This window comes from Amedibacillus sp. YH-ame6 (assembly GCF_053848845.1).
On sequence record NZ_JBSPEZ010000007.1, the window covers coordinates 82904 to 99542 of the forward strand.

The 16639-nt window shown below is 35.5% G+C and carries 19 protein-coding genes; 2 read left to right on the top strand and 17 right to left on the bottom strand.

Annotated elements, in window-relative coordinates:
* Positions 1 to 46: 46 nt before the first annotated feature.
* Complete coding sequence (locus tag ACWG0P_RS06785; RefSeq protein WP_455801073.1) at positions 47 to 433, top strand: hypothetical protein; 387 nt, start codon at positions 47 to 49, stop codon at positions 431 to 433.
* Positions 434 to 472: 39 nt separating this feature from the next.
* On the opposite strand, the gene ACWG0P_RS06790 is transcribed toward ACWG0P_RS06785, so the two are convergent.
* From ACWG0P_RS06790 to ACWG0P_RS06845, 12 genes are all read right to left on the bottom strand, one after another.
* Positions 473 to 1219, bottom strand: coding sequence for an MBL fold metallo-hydrolase (locus ACWG0P_RS06790; protein ID WP_455790743.1), 747 nt, complete (start codon positions 1217 to 1219; stop codon positions 473 to 475).
* 15 nt (positions 1220 to 1234) lie between these two features.
* Entirely contained in the window at positions 1235 to 2578 is a 1344-nt protein-coding gene (gene dnaB / locus ACWG0P_RS06795; protein WP_455790741.1) for a replicative DNA helicase, read from the bottom strand.
* Positions 2579 to 2589: 11 nt separating this feature from the next.
* On the bottom strand, positions 2590 to 3036 hold the full coding sequence (gene rplI / locus ACWG0P_RS06800; protein WP_455790740.1) for a 50S ribosomal protein L9: 447 nt from the start codon (positions 3034 to 3036) through the stop codon (positions 2590 to 2592).
* Positions 3014 to 5005, bottom strand: a complete 1992-nt coding sequence (locus tag ACWG0P_RS06805; protein WP_455801074.1) for a GGDEF domain-containing protein — start codon at positions 5003 to 5005, stop codon at positions 3014 to 3016. Before ACWG0P_RS06805 ends, rplI begins: the two co-directional genes overlap by 23 nt.
* On the bottom strand, positions 4998 to 5909 hold the full coding sequence (locus ACWG0P_RS06810; protein ID WP_455801075.1) for a DUF2232 domain-containing protein: 912 nt from the start codon (positions 5907 to 5909) through the stop codon (positions 4998 to 5000). Before ACWG0P_RS06810 ends, ACWG0P_RS06805 begins: the two co-directional genes overlap by 8 nt.
* A 60-nt stretch (positions 5910 to 5969) precedes the next feature.
* Entirely contained in the window at positions 5970 to 6200 is a 231-nt protein-coding gene (gene rpsR / locus ACWG0P_RS06815; protein ID WP_455790720.1) for a 30S ribosomal protein S18, read from the bottom strand.
* A gap of 22 nt (positions 6201 to 6222) precedes the next feature.
* Positions 6223 to 6693, bottom strand: coding sequence for a single-stranded DNA-binding protein (gene ssb / locus ACWG0P_RS06820; RefSeq protein ID WP_455801076.1), 471 nt, complete (start codon positions 6691 to 6693; stop codon positions 6223 to 6225).
* A gap of 21 nt (positions 6694 to 6714) precedes the next feature.
* Positions 6715 to 7008 (bottom strand): 30S ribosomal protein S6, encoded by a 294-nt coding sequence (rpsF, locus tag ACWG0P_RS06825; RefSeq protein WP_455790716.1) that lies wholly within the window; start codon positions 7006 to 7008, stop codon positions 6715 to 6717.
* 345 nt (positions 7009 to 7353) lie between these two features.
* Positions 7354 to 8094, bottom strand: coding sequence for an AAA family ATPase (locus ACWG0P_RS06830; protein WP_455801077.1), 741 nt, complete (start codon positions 8092 to 8094; stop codon positions 7354 to 7356).
* A gap of 239 nt (positions 8095 to 8333) precedes the next feature.
* Positions 8334 to 9116 (bottom strand): nitroreductase family protein, encoded by a 783-nt coding sequence (locus ACWG0P_RS06835; protein ID WP_455801078.1) that lies wholly within the window; start codon positions 9114 to 9116, stop codon positions 8334 to 8336.
* 218 nt (positions 9117 to 9334) lie between these two features.
* On the bottom strand, positions 9335 to 11068 hold the full coding sequence (locus ACWG0P_RS06840) for an IS1634 family transposase (RefSeq protein WP_455801079.1): 1734 nt from the start codon (positions 11066 to 11068) through the stop codon (positions 9335 to 9337).
* Positions 11069 to 11210: 142 nt separating this feature from the next.
* Complete coding sequence (locus ACWG0P_RS06845) at positions 11211 to 11351, bottom strand: 4Fe-4S binding protein (protein ID WP_455801080.1); 141 nt, start codon at positions 11349 to 11351, stop codon at positions 11211 to 11213.
* A gap of 182 nt (positions 11352 to 11533) precedes the next feature.
* Here ACWG0P_RS06845 and ACWG0P_RS06850 point away from each other — a divergent pair, with 182 nt between their 5' ends.
* Positions 11534 to 12853, top strand: a complete 1320-nt coding sequence (locus ACWG0P_RS06850) for an MATE family efflux transporter (RefSeq protein WP_455790805.1) — start codon at positions 11534 to 11536, stop codon at positions 12851 to 12853.
* Between the two features lie 28 nt (positions 12854 to 12881).
* Here the strand turns inward: ACWG0P_RS06850 and ACWG0P_RS06855 are convergent, their stop codons facing one another.
* Genes ACWG0P_RS06855 through ACWG0P_RS06875 form a run of 5 tightly spaced genes read right to left on the bottom strand, consistent with a single transcriptional unit; the run spans position 12882 to position 16633 of the window.
* On the bottom strand, positions 12882 to 13703 hold the full coding sequence (locus ACWG0P_RS06855) for a Cof-type HAD-IIB family hydrolase (RefSeq protein WP_455801081.1): 822 nt from the start codon (positions 13701 to 13703) through the stop codon (positions 12882 to 12884).
* Positions 13696 to 14556, bottom strand: coding sequence for an L-ribulose-5-phosphate 3-epimerase (locus tag ACWG0P_RS06860; RefSeq protein ID WP_455801082.1), 861 nt, complete (start codon positions 14554 to 14556; stop codon positions 13696 to 13698). Before ACWG0P_RS06860 ends, ACWG0P_RS06855 begins: the two co-directional genes overlap by 8 nt.
* Positions 14543 to 15241, bottom strand: coding sequence for an L-ribulose-5-phosphate 4-epimerase (locus ACWG0P_RS06865; protein WP_455801083.1), 699 nt, complete (start codon positions 15239 to 15241; stop codon positions 14543 to 14545). Before ACWG0P_RS06865 ends, ACWG0P_RS06860 begins: the two co-directional genes overlap by 14 nt.
* A gap of 1 nt (position 15242) precedes the next feature.
* On the bottom strand, positions 15243 to 16274 hold the full coding sequence (locus tag ACWG0P_RS06870; protein WP_455801084.1) for a hypothetical protein: 1032 nt from the start codon (positions 16272 to 16274) through the stop codon (positions 15243 to 15245).
* 59 nt (positions 16275 to 16333) lie between these two features.
* A complete protein-coding gene (locus ACWG0P_RS06875) occupies positions 16334 to 16633 on the bottom strand; it encodes a PTS sugar transporter subunit IIB (protein ID WP_455790705.1) in 300 nt (99 codons plus the stop codon).
* Positions 16634 to 16639 lie beyond the last annotated feature (6 nt).

A 16639-nucleotide genomic window follows, 5' to 3' on the forward strand; every position in this document is an offset into this window, starting at 1 on the left:
GTGCCTTATATTCCCTGTACTATATATGGTTTTCATCTTCTTGCTCATGATGCAAACAAATCTTGGATATCAAGAATTGATCGTGAAAACTCCGATTTTAACGGCAGGATTCTTTATTTGCTTCATGAACTTCTTCATGTGGTTACGTACTCGTAAAGCACTTGATGAAATCACATCCCCTGCAAACATTGCACAATTCAAATTGCGTAGTACAATCTATGCGTTCGCACAACTTATCATGTTCAATTACCCTGCAGCAATCTTATTCGCCCTTACACTTTATAAAAACTTCAATTGGACAAAGCAATCCTTTATGCAAACAATTCAACTCTGTAAAAAGGAACGCCTAATCATTCCTCTTGTTATTGATATATGTGTAATCGCATTATTTATCTTCTTGGCAACATGGTTTGCGGCAGCATTTTCGAAATAAGAAAAGAAAGTAGAACAGTTTGGAAAAATCCAATTCGTTCTACTTTTTATTTCCACCTACATACATGCCAAATTGTTCTGCAGGATATCGTACGATATTTTCCGCATCAATCTTCTTTTTAGCAAGTTGTTTTTCCAATGCCTCTAGAGCTAAATCCCTTGTATTTCCTTCTCTTGAAATATGAGCTAGGATAATCTCTTTGGTATTTTCACCCATGGCATCCGTTATAATATTTGCACAATCTTCATTACAAAGATGGCCTGTATCTCCAATGATCCGCTGTTTTAAATACACAGGACGATTGGTTTGCATGAGCATTTCAATATCATGATTGCTTTCAAATATGTAGTAATCCGCATTTACTATGCGCTGCTTTACTTCATCTTTTACATAACCAGTATCTGTAACATAGACCATTTTCTCACCTTCTGCTTCAATGATATAGCCAACGGTTCCTTCACAGTCATGACTCAATGGCAACACGGTGATATGAAAGTCTTGGATATCAAATTCCTCAAAGGGTTCTATATTCTTCAAATTCTTAGTTTTTATTTCTTGTGTTGCATAGGTTGGAATATGTTCAAATGTTTTCATTTGTGCCACATGATCACTATGCGTATGGGTAATGAGAATCGCATCCGCACTTGCTGGATCGTATTCCATGCGCCCAAAACATTCCATTAAATATTTTTTTGTTGAGCCACAATCGATGACAATGCTGCTATCGTTATGTTTAATGACGCAACAGTTGCCAGCAGATCCACTCGCCAAAAGAGCAAACTTCATGTATTACAATCCTTTCTAATAATCGCCACGAGCAATGTTAAAGAAGGCTGAAATAGATTTCTGGAATGCCAGTTCTATTCTACCTGTTGCCCCATTACGATGTTTTGCGATATCTACATCGGTTTTATCCGTTGCATTTTCTTCTGGTGTTTCTTCTTTGTTGTAATACTCATCACGGTACAAGAACATAACAATATCGGCATCCTGCTCGATCGCTCCAGATTCACGTAAATCCGATAACATTGGATGCTTATCTGGTCTACTTTCTACCGAACGAGATAGCTGAGATAAGGCGATTACAGGACACTCCATCTCTCTGGCAAGTCCTTTTAAAGAACGAGAGATTTCAGAGATTTCCTGTTGACGATTATCTCCACCGCCTTTGCCACTACCACTAATCAACTGTAAGTAGTCAATGACAACTAAATCAAGTCCATGCTCCGAACGAAGCTTACGACATTTTGAGAACACTTCACTAATTTTGATATTGGAACTATCATCCACAAACAGTTTGGTCGCCATCAATTCATTGGCAGACTCATTCAATTTATTAAATTCATTATCATCAATATTTCCACTTCTTAACTTATTGGATTGCACGGAGGACTTCGCACTTAAAATACGTTTCATCAATGCCTCCGCAGGCATTTCTAGAGAAAATATAGCAATCGCGCCTGGGTTGTAGAAGCTTGCATTCAGCGCTAAGTTTAGCGCGAATGCGGTTTTCCCCATGGCTGGACGAGCTGCTAAGATGATCAAATCACCACGTTGAAAACCGTTGGTAATTCTATCTAAATCATTGTATCCTGTTTTAATACCTGTTACATGATTATCACTACTACGTAGTTTAATCAATTCTTGCATAACAGTAGATAATACATCACGACTAGATTTGAAATCTGTTGCTCTACGGCTTCTTGTGACTTTTAATATTTCACGTTCTGCCTTATCCATAACTTCATCTAAATCACTTGCTGTATCAAATCCATCTTCCGCAATCAATTCTGCTGTTTCTATTAAATGTCGTAAATGTGCACGACTCTTTATAATCTCTATATAATATGTGCTATTTGCACTAGATATAGCAGTATCACTTAGTTTGATAATGTAATCTGCACCACCAACTAAATTCAACTGTTCTGTATCTTGTAAACGTGATACAAGGGTTGTCACATCCACTGGTTTTCCAGATTCTCCAATATCCATCATAGCACTAAATATCCGTTGATGAATATCTAAATAGAAATCCTTTGCCCCAAGTCCTTGATCATAAACGATAGAGGCAACATTGGGATAAATCATCATCGCACCTAATATAGATTGTTCTGCTTCATTACTATGTGGTAATTCTCTACTCATACCAATCTCTCCTATCCAATGACGTGAACTTTAATAACACCAATAACCTTACCTTTATATAAATCGATTTTTACATTGCTATACCCTAAAGAGGCAATCGTTCCTGTATCAATAACTTTACGTTTATCTACTTTAAGACCATGTTTTTCACGAAGTTGTTCCACGATTTGTTTTGTGGATACTCCGCCAAACACACGTCCACCATCTCCTGCTTTTACATGGAATTCTAGGGTAATTGATTCTAATTTTGTTTTTAATGCTTGTGCATCTACTTCTTTTTGTTTTTCTTCTGCTGCATGTTGTGCATTTTCTTCATCTAAGATTTCCATACTTTTCTTGGTTGCTAATACTCCAAGATTTTTATTCAAAAGGAAATTTCTTGCGTATCCATCAGATACATCTACGATATCCCCTTTTTTACCTACTTTTTTAACATCACTTAACAAGATTACTTTCATTGTTTGAATCCTCCTTTATTTCGTCTAAATATTCGCGTATCTTTTCTTTTAATTCATTCTCTACTTCCATCACGGTTGTATTTTCACGTTGTAAAGCGGCGGCACTAAAGTGTCCTCCACCATGCATCTTTTCCATAATAACTTGTACATTGATCGTTCCTTTACTACGTGCAGACACCGCAATGCTACCTTCTTTTAAAGCAGAGATGACAAAGCTTGCTTCTACATCTTTAATACTTAACAGGGTATCCGCAGCCTGCGACATCAGGGTACGATTACATCGTTCATTTCCACTTACTGCCGCTATAATCAATCCGTTGTTATACCTTCTAGCGTATTTCATAATTGCCGTCTTCGCTTCAAAATCATCGAAATCTTCTTTCAACATATTCTCAGCGATAATTGGATCTACACCTAAGTTTTTCAAATAAGCTGCAGATTCAAATGTACGACTTCCCGTACGCATTTTGAAACGATTGGTATCCACAAGGATACCTACATACATCAACGTTGCTTCTTCTTCACTTATATCTACTTTATTGCTTTGGTATGGTAAGAATTCAGTTACCAATTCACAAGCCGAACTAGCACTTGATTCCACATATACCAATAAAGGATTGGTGATAAAATCTTCACTTCTTCGATGATGGTCAATTACGATGACACGGTTTGCTTCACTTAAAGTAAGTGGAGCTCCTGATTGTTTAGGATTATGATGATCCACCGCAATCAATAAATCCGTCTCTTCCATCATTTTACTTGCTTCTTCATCACTTATAAAGTTATGGCGTAAGGTAATCTTTTCTCCATATCCATCCAATGCTTCTTGTAGTTGTGGTTCAATACCACCGCTCTTACTCACTACATAACATTCTTTACCATAAGCATATGCTAAACGAGACATACATAAAGCACTTCCCATACAGTCAAAGTCCATCGTCTGATGTCCTACCACAAATACACGGTTGACTTCTGAAATGGCTTCTTTGATTGCCTGAGACATGACACGCACACGTACTTTACTACGTTTCTCACGTGACTCACTACTTCCACCATAATACTTCACACTTTCGCCATACTTCTTCACAGCAACCTGATCTCCACCACGACTTTGAGCCAACTCTAATAAATCATTGACCATATCATCTAGCAACTGGAAATCATCCGTACCACGCGCAAAGGACATACTCAAGGTAATTTGTACATCAATCTCTTCTGCATTTTTACGAATCGTATTCAAAATATCAAACTTATCCTTTACTACATCTTCATAGATAGATTCATTGAAGATTACTAAGAATCGATCACTTCTTAAACGACGAATAAACATACCATAACGTCCTGCCCATTCAATAACTGGCTGACGAAGTTGCATGTTAATGGTTGCCATAGTACTCTCATCTTCATATTGTTGTATTTCCATATAGTTGTCTAACTGAATCAAACCAGCCACGACACCATCTTGTTCATATTGTTCTTTCAAATTAGCAAGTTGCGTTACATCACGTATATACAACACCTGTGCATTCTCTTTACGTGTAATTTCATACACATACTCTTCACTTTTCGCTGAAATAACATCTACATCCCCTTGAAACAAATTGGATATATCTGTAATCCAGGAAGTAACTTTCTTCCCAACGATATCAATCTTTCTTTGCATGATAAAATCATTTACCCAAGTAACATTATATTGTTCATCATACGTAATGATTCCAATCTCTCCAAACATCAATGCATCTTTTGCATCATGTCCAAGAATTCTAGAGATATCTACATATCTCTGCATTTTATCTTTTTCATATTTGGTAATAATCCAAATAAAAATTAGGATATTGAAAAGTAGAAGGATAACCATCGGTGAAATCTTGACTCCTTCTATATTTGCCATATACATAACTACGACAGCCGCAATTTCCGCAAGCACAATAATCGCAACCTGAATCTTAAAATTCTCTAACTTATCCACGTATGACACCTCGTTTCATCCGTTCTCTTAAAGAAAACAGCATATCTAATATTCCAACAATTGCGATTCCATCCTGTACGTATCGAATAAAGATTCCAATCATAATCAAAAAAACAATTCCTCGCTTCTTCATCACAATGGCTTTCATCATACAAGTAAGTGCTCCATATCCTATCGCAAATACAAATGCACATAGAAATAACGCAACTATCAAAGTAGAAAGTTCTTGGTTTAATTTTAGCACATTTCTACCTAAAAATAGCACCCAAATGATAATAATTATGATTCCCCATACTTTTGAAACATGGATATCAAACATGGACTTCATTGGTAAGGTTTCTATTTTCAAACGTGTCATTAATATCTTTGAGATTAAATGTATACAAATGGTCTGAAGAACGCTCATCAATACAGCACTCAAAAGTACAATCATTGGAATGATTTGAGCTAAGGAAACACTTCCTAAATTCACATGTAAAAACTCTAGTAACATGCGTACCATTTCCATATCTTCTTTCGGATTATATCCAAAGATGCTTGCCAATATCATCGTCGTAATAATATAGGATACAAAGGTAACTATCCCACTCCATATTAGAAGAACTCCATTCTTCCATTGTCTACGATTTCCCTCTCCATATACAAGCCCCACAACAATACAACAAAATAGATAAAATATAGTGGTTGGTGATGAAATCATCAAACTCAACAACAACATACAAACCGCTGTTGTAATTCCTGATTTTATTCCATACTTTGCTGTATAGATAAGAATAGGAAATGTTAAGATCCAATACAGAAAGAATTCCATCATATTCGCAAATTGTCGATTTACAAATAACATCACACCAACCAAAGCTACCATCATAGCTCCTTCCGTGATTCTTCTAGTTTGTTGATTCATATAAACATCTCCTTTCTTATACAAAAACCTCCACCTGGTTACAGATGGAGGTTATCACGATTATTCGCTTACGTAAGGCAATAAAGCCATCTGACGAGCACGTTTGATCGCAGTAGCTAACATACGTTGATATTTCGCACGTGTTCCTGTAACACGTCTTGGAATGATTTTTCCATTTGCGGAAATAAATCTTTTCAATAATTCAATATCTTTGTAGTCGATTGTTTCAATTTTATTTTTCGTAAAGTAACATACTTTTTTACGTCCCATACGTTGTTTTTTAAATGCCATTGTAAAATCTCCTTTCTACCATTTAGAATGGTAAATCATCGCTGGCGATATCTAATGTATCGCTGCTCGCAAAATCACTGGAGTAAGACTGTGAAGCACTGTCATCGCTTTGGTATCCTTGGCTCTGATTGAATGTGTCTTCAGGAACATATGCATTTGCATTTCCTGCGGAAGCATTCTTAGATTCTAAGAACTGAACAGAATCGGCTACCACTTCTGTGATATACACACGTTTTCCACTTTGGTCATCATAGCTACGTGTCTGGATTCTACCTTCTACGCCAACTAAAGAACCTTTATGAGTATATTGTGCAACGATATCTGCTGTTTTATTCCAAGCAACGGTATTGATGAAGTCAGCTGTTGGCTGTCCTTCTGTTTTCACACGACGATCGCATGCAACCGTAAATGATACTACGCTCGCACCAGATGCGGTTTTACGCAATACTGGATCTTTCGTCATTCTTCCAACTAATACAACACGATTGATCATAGTCTTTCTTCCTTCCTAAACTTATTTTTCTGCTTCTGTTTTGATAATCATATAACGAACAACGTTCTGGTTAATACGAGCTAAACGTTCGAATTCTGCAATTCCTTCGTTGTTAGCTGTTACGTTAATAACAACGTAATAACCTTTGTTCATGTCATTAATTTCATACGCGAACTCTTTCACACCCATGTCATCAATTTTATCAATTGAACCATCACGGTCAGTTAGGATTTTGTGTAAACCATCCATCACACTTGTGCGACTTGCATCATCTAAAGATGCGTTCACGATGTACATAATTTCATATTTTTTCATACTGTACACCTCCTCTTGGTCTATGGCCCTATGTCTACATAGAGCGGGGAGTAGAAAATCTACCCGTTTATAGATTATATCACTGCACTTGTCTACTTGTAAAGATTTTTTTTCATTTCGTGGTTTCTCCTGATATTCCCTATAAATAACGTAAGATAAAGATAGATAAAATTGATTCTATCGAACGAAAGCAATTTACTTTCGCGCACCCATATTCAAATAAACAAGTAATCAATAATATCTATTTAATCTGGAATTGAGATTCGAAGTTAAAGAGTTTTTCTCTATAACATTAGCAATAAAGTAAATTCATAATATAAAGCTATTTTAAATTTTCAACCAACGTCACTCCTCTATGTTATCGTTAACATAGAGACTCGATCTAAATGCCTTATCTTTAATATATCTACTATATAAAAGATATAAATTACTTTCTTCGTATTTTATCCTATTCATTATACCATCTTCATCTACCTCGATTAAATCAGCCAAAGGATACCCAGCTAAAATAGGTGAATGAGTCGCTATTAAAAACTGACAGTTCTTTGCTTCACTTAATTCATGTATTATGTTAATAAGTGCAAATAATGATGAAGGAGACAAGGCAGACTCGGGTTCATCCATTATGTAAAATCCATCTTCTTGGAAATACATCTTAATCACTTCTAAAATACTTTCACCATGTGAATGTAAATGATTATTCACCTTTATTACCTCATCTTCATAGTATTCAAATAATTTAGTATTGAGGTTATACATCGTTTCAGTTCTTAAAAAGAAACCAGTTTTCATTTTTTCAGGTGTTCTATGAACTGTCAAATAATCACTAAGCATAAAAGTTTCATCATATGTCATAAAGTTATAGTCTCGTCCACCACCCTCTGAATTGAATCCTCGATTTACCGCCAAAGCTTCTAATAGTGTAGATTTTCCAATACCGTTTTCACCCAATAAAATAGTAACCCTTTTTCTAAATTCAAGATTTCTGAAATTTTTAATCAGTGGAACATTAAAAGGATATTCATTACATCTTTGTTCATCATATTTCATTTGGATACTATCTATCAAAAAATTGCCAAAATCCATGTTGTCCTCCCAGTTATCTTCTACCTTTACTAAAAACGATCTAAGACGATTATAATATTTTCTTTAAATTTCTCATTTGTGAAATTTTATTTCTTTACATTTTTAATACAATTCAATTATCTACTAGATCCATGATTATTCTATGAAATAGTTTTCCCTCCATGACTACTCATCGTATAGTTTGAAACAAAGACATATAATTTCCATTCTTAGTTTCAAAGAAATGAAATTCATATCCCCTATAAATAACGTACCTTAGCAGGCTTTTTAGGCGCACTTCTAGGATAGTTTACATTTGATTCTCCTAAAACTAAGGTCATAATCACTTTTTCTTTTCGTTGTAGTCCCAATTTCTTTCGCAAAACGAATGACATATTACTTGCGATCGTAAAAAATCCACTATACAATACACCAAGTCCTTGAGCTTCCGCCATCCATGCCATATTGGAAGCAGCTAAAGAACCATCCACTTTCTTAAAGCTTCCTTTTGCAACTACAAGTATGGCGACTGGTGCTTGTTTAAAGAAAAAATGTGCATCAGGTGTCATATGTTTTGCGCTCTTACTATATAAGGAAGCAAATGGCCATAATTTACGTAGTAGTTTTACAGCAAGTGCCTCTACTTCTTGAATCTCGTTTTGTACGATAATATAAGATACACCCTGCGCATTCTTGGCAGTGGGTGTAAACCTCCCTGCTTCAATGATATAGTTCAGTACTTGTTCATCGATTTTTTTCTTCTTAAACTGTCGTATACTTCTTCTACTTTTTATGGCATGCAGTAGCACATCCCTTTCTAGTGGAGGTTGTGCATTGCGTTCTACGATTTGACTTAGATCAAAGCCTTCTATTTCTACTGCATTCTTTGGACATATAGACACACAGTGCCCACACTTCATACAATCTTGATCTACAATAATAGCACACTGTTCTTTTATTTCTATATTGGCTTGTGGACAATCTTTTACACAAGCTGCACACCCAATACATAATTCCTTATGTATATTGATGAAATGTTCCATACAAATACATCCTTTCTTTCACTATTATACACATTATAACAAATACCTTAGTCAAATGTAGGAACTAATATGCATTCTTTTCAGGTAATCATTTCTTTTCCTTTTAAATCGCGCTATAATCCCATCTTTGACAGCTAGAAGACAAAAAAACCTCAAATAATGCCTTGTTTAAAGGATATTTTGAGGTTTTCTGTTATGCAGCGATATATAGTAATATTTTATCTTTCTTTTGTCTTACGAATAATATTTCTCATCTTAGCTTTTTTGATAATTTGTGTATCTGTATGGAAATCAAATATATCGTGTAATTTATCTGTTAAATCCGTTCTTTTATATGTAGGAATATAACCATATCCCTCTACTGAACATAAATTCATTTCTCTTAATGTATTTAATGTTCGTTCTACTGTATATTTATTCTCTAATTTTGATTCTAATAATCTATAAATAAGTAGAGACAAGAAACAGATTAAGAAGTGGGCTTTGATTCTGTCTTCTCTCTGTAAGTATACTGGTCTTGCTTCAAAGTCTGTTTTCATAATTCTAAAACATTCTTCGATTTGCCACCTACGTTTATTGATTGCGATGATTTCTGCTATGTCACTATCTAAGTTTGTGGTGACACCATAAAATCCATCATACATGGCTTCTTTATCAATGGCTTCCTGATTTAATGTTTTATATTCAATATCAGCCACTTCACCGTAAGCTGTTGTAGAGGTACTAGTAACGAATCTTGCTGGGTCATTAGGATTACGATGTGTCTTTTTCAGCTTTCCTTTTGTTTCCACCATTGCTTTGGCTCTTTCAATTTGTCCTTCTCTAATTTTTGCTTGATACGCTTTATACTTAGGAGAGTATGTAACGATTAATGTTTCATTTGTGATTTTCGAATCCAAAGGAATCTCTTTGTAATAAATAGATTCATGTATTTCTGGATCACTTTCATCTAGATCCCTTAAATCGATGAACTTGTTGCTACCAATTTTCCTATATTGCGTTGGGTTAAGCGCTATTTCTCGATCGCTTTGTTTAAGTTTCTTTAAGGATTGCGTTATGACGAATGATCTTCCACCAGTGCTATTAAAAAGCTTATTGTTTTTAGATGCTAATCCACTATCTGAGCAGTAAACAAATTCTGAACAGTCAAAATCGCGAATTACGTTCTGCTCGAGTGGTCTTAAAGTTGTCTGCTCGTTTTGATTACCAGGGTGAAGGTCAAAGGCGAGAGGGAACCCATCCGCATCCATAAACAGTCCCATACCTATGATAGGGTTTGGACGATTTTCCTTGCTCTTACCGTATTTTTTATCGCCATCCTCTTGTTCAATTTCAAAATAATAGTTTGTACAATCGTAATAAAGGACTTTAGTATTACGCTTATGAATAAAATTACTATTACGATATACCTCCGATTGAATATAATCAGATTCTTCCGCTAAAATCGATAAAGCACGATATACGTCATGTAATTGATATTTAGGCTGTTCAAGAAGAGATTGTGCAAATGAATAAGAACTTTTCTTACTGGATGGATGAAGAATACGAGAATAAATTAAATCGGATAGAATGGAATCTAAATTATAATCAAAATCATGGCGTACTTTGATATTGCGAATGATATTGTCAAAGCGAAGGTCAGAATAGATAGATTGAAGGAAAAGGTAACCACAATTATAATTTCTTTGAATATCTTTTTCGATGGTTTTATTGGGTGCGAAAGGAACAGAAATAGTCTCATTTTCTTTCTTATAGATTTCAGTGGCAATAAGAGCTTGCTCTTTCGCCCATAACATAACACCATCACGATCAGTGTTAAGCATAGTGGAGAGCTCAGCCAAAGTGCCAAGTTTTTTAAATGTTTTAGAAGTGCTTTTCCCATTTTTATCAATAAAAGCATAGTTAATATAGAAGGACTCAGAGTTTTTAGATTTAGAAGTAGTTACACGCACAATTATCACCTAACTCTATTATACCATATATCGTTACATATTACAATATATTACGATATATAATTACAACAAATTTGACAAAATTTATACAAAAAAAGCCTTTGCTTATAGGCTATATACAAATTTATTTGAATTTTAGCTGTCAAACTCCCGACTTCATACAATCTTGATCTACAATAATAGCACACTGTTCTTTTATTTCTATATTGGCTTGTGGACAATCTTTTACACAAGCTGCACACCCAATACATAATTCCTTATGTATATTGATGAAATGTTCCATACAAATACATCCTTTCTTTCACTATTATACACATTATAACAAATACCTTAGTCAAATGTAGGAACTAATATGCATTCTTTTCAGGTAATCATTTCTTTTCCTTTTAAATCGCGCTATAATTATAAACAAGAATTAAGGTGATTGAATTGAAGGAACAAGCGTTAAAGAAAAACAGAGGGCTGATGACTGAGGGAGTCATTTGGAAAGAATTGTTGTTGTTTTCCGTACCATTGTTATTGGGAAACCTTTTTCAACAGATGTACAATGCGGTGGATTCCATCGTTGTTGGACAAAACCTAGGAGCCCATGCCCTTGCGGCAGTAGGATCTAGTGCCCCTATTATTAACTTGCTCGTAAGCTTCTTTATGGGTATTAGTGTGGGAGCGGGAGTTATCATTTCCAGATACTTCGGTGCTCGTAATAAAGATATGGTACAAGATGCCGTCCATACGTCTATGAGTTTAACGATCATATCTGGACTAGCTTTAACTGTTATCGGTGTATTTCTTTCCCCCTATATTTTAGAGTGGGTTGGAACACCAAGTGATGTTATGGCAAATTCTGTACTATATTTAAGGATATACTTTTTAGGAGTATTGTCTGTGATGATATATAACATGGGAAGTGGTATTTTACGAGCTGTGGGTGATTCTAAGAATCCCTTATATTTCTTAATCATCTCCTCAGTTACCAACGTCATATTAGATATTGTATTTGTTGTTTACTTCCATATGGGAATTGAAGGTGCTGCTTGGGCAACGTTGATTTCCCAAACCATAAGTGCAGTACTTGTGGTGATCTTATTATGTAGAACAAAACAAGATTATCAATTACGATTGAAAGATATTAAATGTCATAAAGATATGATGGTTGAGATTATACGCATTGGATTACCAAGTGGTATACAAAATGCGATTGTATCGTTTTCAAATGTTATCGTACAAAGCAATATTAATGCATTTGGGTCTCTTGCGATGGCGGGATGTGGCTCTTATACAAAAATAGATGGCTTTGCCATCCTTCCTGTTATGAGTTTCTCTATGGCATTTACAACCTTTACAGGGCAAAACATCGGTGCTAAGAAATTTGATCGTGTAAAAAAAGGCGCAAAGACTGGGATTATTATGAGTGTTATTACAACGGTTATAATTAGTGCCTTGTTACTGATTCTTGGACCATACGTCTTATCCATCTTCTCTAATGATGCACGTGTTATCAATTATGGATTACGTATGATGTATATATTGGCTCCATTCTATATCTTCCTAGCTGTTTCACATTCCTTCAATGGAATCATTCGTGGGGCTGGTGTTACTACCATACCGATGATTGTTATGGTAACGTGTTGGTGTGGATTGAGAATGTTATGGATTTTAACATCTGTACCTATCTTCCATAATATCAATGTTGTATTTATGGGGTGGCCTATTACATGGTTTGCAAGTTCCTTATGGTTGTTTCTATACTATAGAAAAGGAACATGGTTAAAAAAATATATGTAAAAATGGAATACGCAAAGTATCCCATTTTTTATTTCAGTATATGTTCTTTAATAAAACGACTGACACCTTGATGATTATTGTCAAGGGCAATCATATCCGCATGTTGTAACACATCGTTTTGGGCATTCTCCATAGCAACTGCAATTCCCGCAACTTGAAACATCGATACATCATTAAAGTTATCCCCAAATACAAGTACATCTTTTAGATCAATACCTGCATCTTCCATAATGCGTTTTAATGCGATCCCTTTGCTTGTGTCTTTATGTGTAATTGTGTAGATTTCATCTTCACTCCTTAAACATTGTAAGCTTTCGCAAGTCGCATGAATGCGTGCTTGTACACGTTTCATCTGTGAAGGATTTTCATTTACCGCAACAACCTTAAAGACATGATGTTTGGCAATCTCTACGCCAGCACAATCATAGCGTAGTGTTGATTTTCCCTTTAATCGGTTTAAAAACAATTCTAAAGGTTCTTGTGCACCATGTACATAAATTGCTTCTGAGGTATAGGCAACATAAGAGATTGACTCACTTTCGTAAATGGACAATGCTTTCGCCATGTCCTCTTCTTCCATTGTCTGTTCAAACAAGCATTCATCACCACGATAAATACAAGCTCCGTTGTTCACAATATAAGCAAAATCAATTTGTAGCTCTTGAATAAATGACTTCATAATTTGTACATTTCTTCCAGATGCTAGCGTAAACACGATTCCTTTTTCTTTCAATTGCGTAATCACATCCCTAATGCCATTATCCAATTGCTTTTCATCGTTCAATAATGTACCGTCCATATCTGCGACAATACAACGTATATTGTGAACGTTCACTTCTTTTTTATCCATAAAATACAGCGTCTAATTTATCTCTTAAGAAAGACGCGCTATGTTTACAAACTTCTTTCCAATCTTTGTTTCCAGTATACCAAAATTCGCCTACAAACATTCTAACGCCCATTTGTTTTAAAACCTCTATATTACTTGTGTATTCACTATGTCCTGTACCAAATGTAATCTCACGATAATGATTTGGAATGGTTTCTTTCAGATGGGAGGCAACGATATGCCCAGCCCCTTTTTCAATATCCTCATCAACACTTACACCATATAATAAACTAGCATTTTTCAGATTCCCTATATCTGGATAAACGCCTAAATATGGTGAGTTTAATGCTTCTACATAGTACATACTTTTTTCAACCGTATCCATAAAGGGTGTTTCCATGGTTTCAAATCCTAAAAGAACACCTTTTTCTGCCGCCATATATACAGCTTTCGCAAGATTTTCTATGAAGATTTCTCTTGTTTGTGTAGTTCCTTCTTCATAATATACATCATATCCTGCTAATTGTATGATACGTATTCCTAAGTCGCATGCTAATTGAACAGCTTTCTCCATGATTTCAAGAGCCTTCTTTTGCATAGCTACATCAGGATGTCCTAATGGATATTTACGATGCCCACTCAAACACATAGACTGAATACGAACACCACTCAAAGACATTGCGTCTAAGATTTCTTCACGCTGTTTCTTTGTGTAATCTAAACGCGCTAATTTTTCATCTGTTTCATCGATGCTCATTTCTAAATAGTCAAACCCAAACTCTTTGCATAACGTTAGTTTTTCTAACCATGTGAGATCACTTGGCATTGATTTTTCATATTGCCCTAACGCGTAAATCTTATCATCCCTGTCCATAATATGCACCTGGCCCATGTTTACGCTTAAAGTGTTTATCCAATAATTCTTGTTGCATATGTTTGTTGTCATCCTTTTGAAGTTGTAAAGAAGCAAATGCCATAGCTGCACACTCTTCCATTACGACTGCATTATGCACTGCATCAAAAGGATCTTTTCCCCATGAGAATGGTCCATGACTATGAACTAACACCCCTGGCATTTCATCGGGATTGATATTCTTACTTTGAAATGTCTCCACAATGACATTTCCTGTTTCTAGTTCATACTCACCTTGTATTTCCAAAGGACTCATGCAACGTGTACAAGGAATATCCCCATAGAAATAATCTGCTTGTGTAGTACCAAGCGCTGGAATTGCTTTTCCTGCTTGTGCGAATGAAGTAGCCCAACGTGAATGTGTATGTACGGCTCCTTTGATGTTTGGAAAATTTTTATAGAACGCAAGATGTGTCATTAAATCACTGCTAGGTTTTAGTTTTCCTTCTACTACGTTTCCATCCAAATCACATAAGACAATATCTTCTACACTCATATGATCGTATTCCACACCACTTGGTTTGATCGCAACGATTCCCTTTTCTCTGTCGATTCCAGAGACATTTCCCCAAGTAAATGTAATCAATCCATATTTCGGCAATAATAAGTTTGCTTCAAACACTTGTTTTTTTAGTTCTTCTAACATATTAGCCCTCCTTCGTAACGATGTATACCGCTGCCTCATTTTTTGTATGATTAGCCGCAACGATAACATCTCGATGTTCTTCATTGATTAAAGCGATATTGGCAGGGCCAACACCCTTTTCAATACACGTGCTAACATATTTCCCATCTTTGTATTGCACATAAAACAATTCCGCATCACATCGACGTACACCCGCAATAAAGGTTGGTGTTCCACCTAATGTTCCACCTACTAAGGTATGTGCAAAATCAATTTCATTCTCATATGTATACACTGGAGTATATTTACCATTTACTTTCTTATAAATTTTGATTGTATTTCCATGGAATGGTTCAATGGTCATGATTTCTTTGTTTCCATCTCCATCAATATCCACTGTTGCAATCTCTCCGATTTCTCCTTGTAATACACTCTCAACACGCCATTGTCCACCAAGTTCTTTTGGAGGCATGACTTTTAAAATCCCTTGATCACTTCCAAAATAACCACAGTTTTCATCCATATCTTTCCAATACCCATGATTGCGATATAAACCATCTACCAATACTTCTACTTCAATCCCTTTGGATAAGTCTTCTGGTAATTGTGCTACATAAATTCTACCTGGTACACTCCAATCATCTTTACTCTCTTTAGAAGTCGCAATGGTTGCGCCAATGAAATAATTCACACCATTTGCATGATAAATATCAAATCTATGAATATATGGCATAGCTAGTACATCTTTAATTTCAAAGCCATCCTTGCCATATTTTCCCCATACAATCTTTGCTAAAGATGGGGATACTTTTAAATAAAACTCTTGTACTGCAAGAAATTCATTTTCTTTTCCTGGAATCGCTATAATGGACATACATCCTCCAGCTTCTTTCCAAATTGTCTCTTCATAGGTTAGTGTATCGAGAGCAAACATCTTACATCCAACATTAGGGTCTTCACTTGCGAAGACGATATGATTTGTATGATTGATTGGCAAACTACTCGCACAATAACAACGTTTTATTTCAGCCAATGTACGTTTTTCGATATTCATATTACATTCCTTTCCTCTTACGATTGGGTAAAAGAAAAGCTGCGCTTGGCAGCTTTTACTTATTTTTCAAGTGCTGCTGTCAGCCCTTCTTCGATTTCTTTTGCGGACATTACATTTTTTAGCCCTACAATCTTTGTGCCTTTTTTCTGTGCATCTTCAAACATTGGTACAAAGTTCTTTGAGCATAATACAATGTCATATTGTCCTGCTGCCGATTTACCCTCTGAGATTGCGCAGTGATGGATATCTTGTACTTCAAGACCCATCTTTTTCACAACCTTATCGACGTTCAATTTTATCATCATGCTTGTTCCAGCTCCATTGCCACAACAAACCATTATTTTTAATTTTCCTGCCATATTATG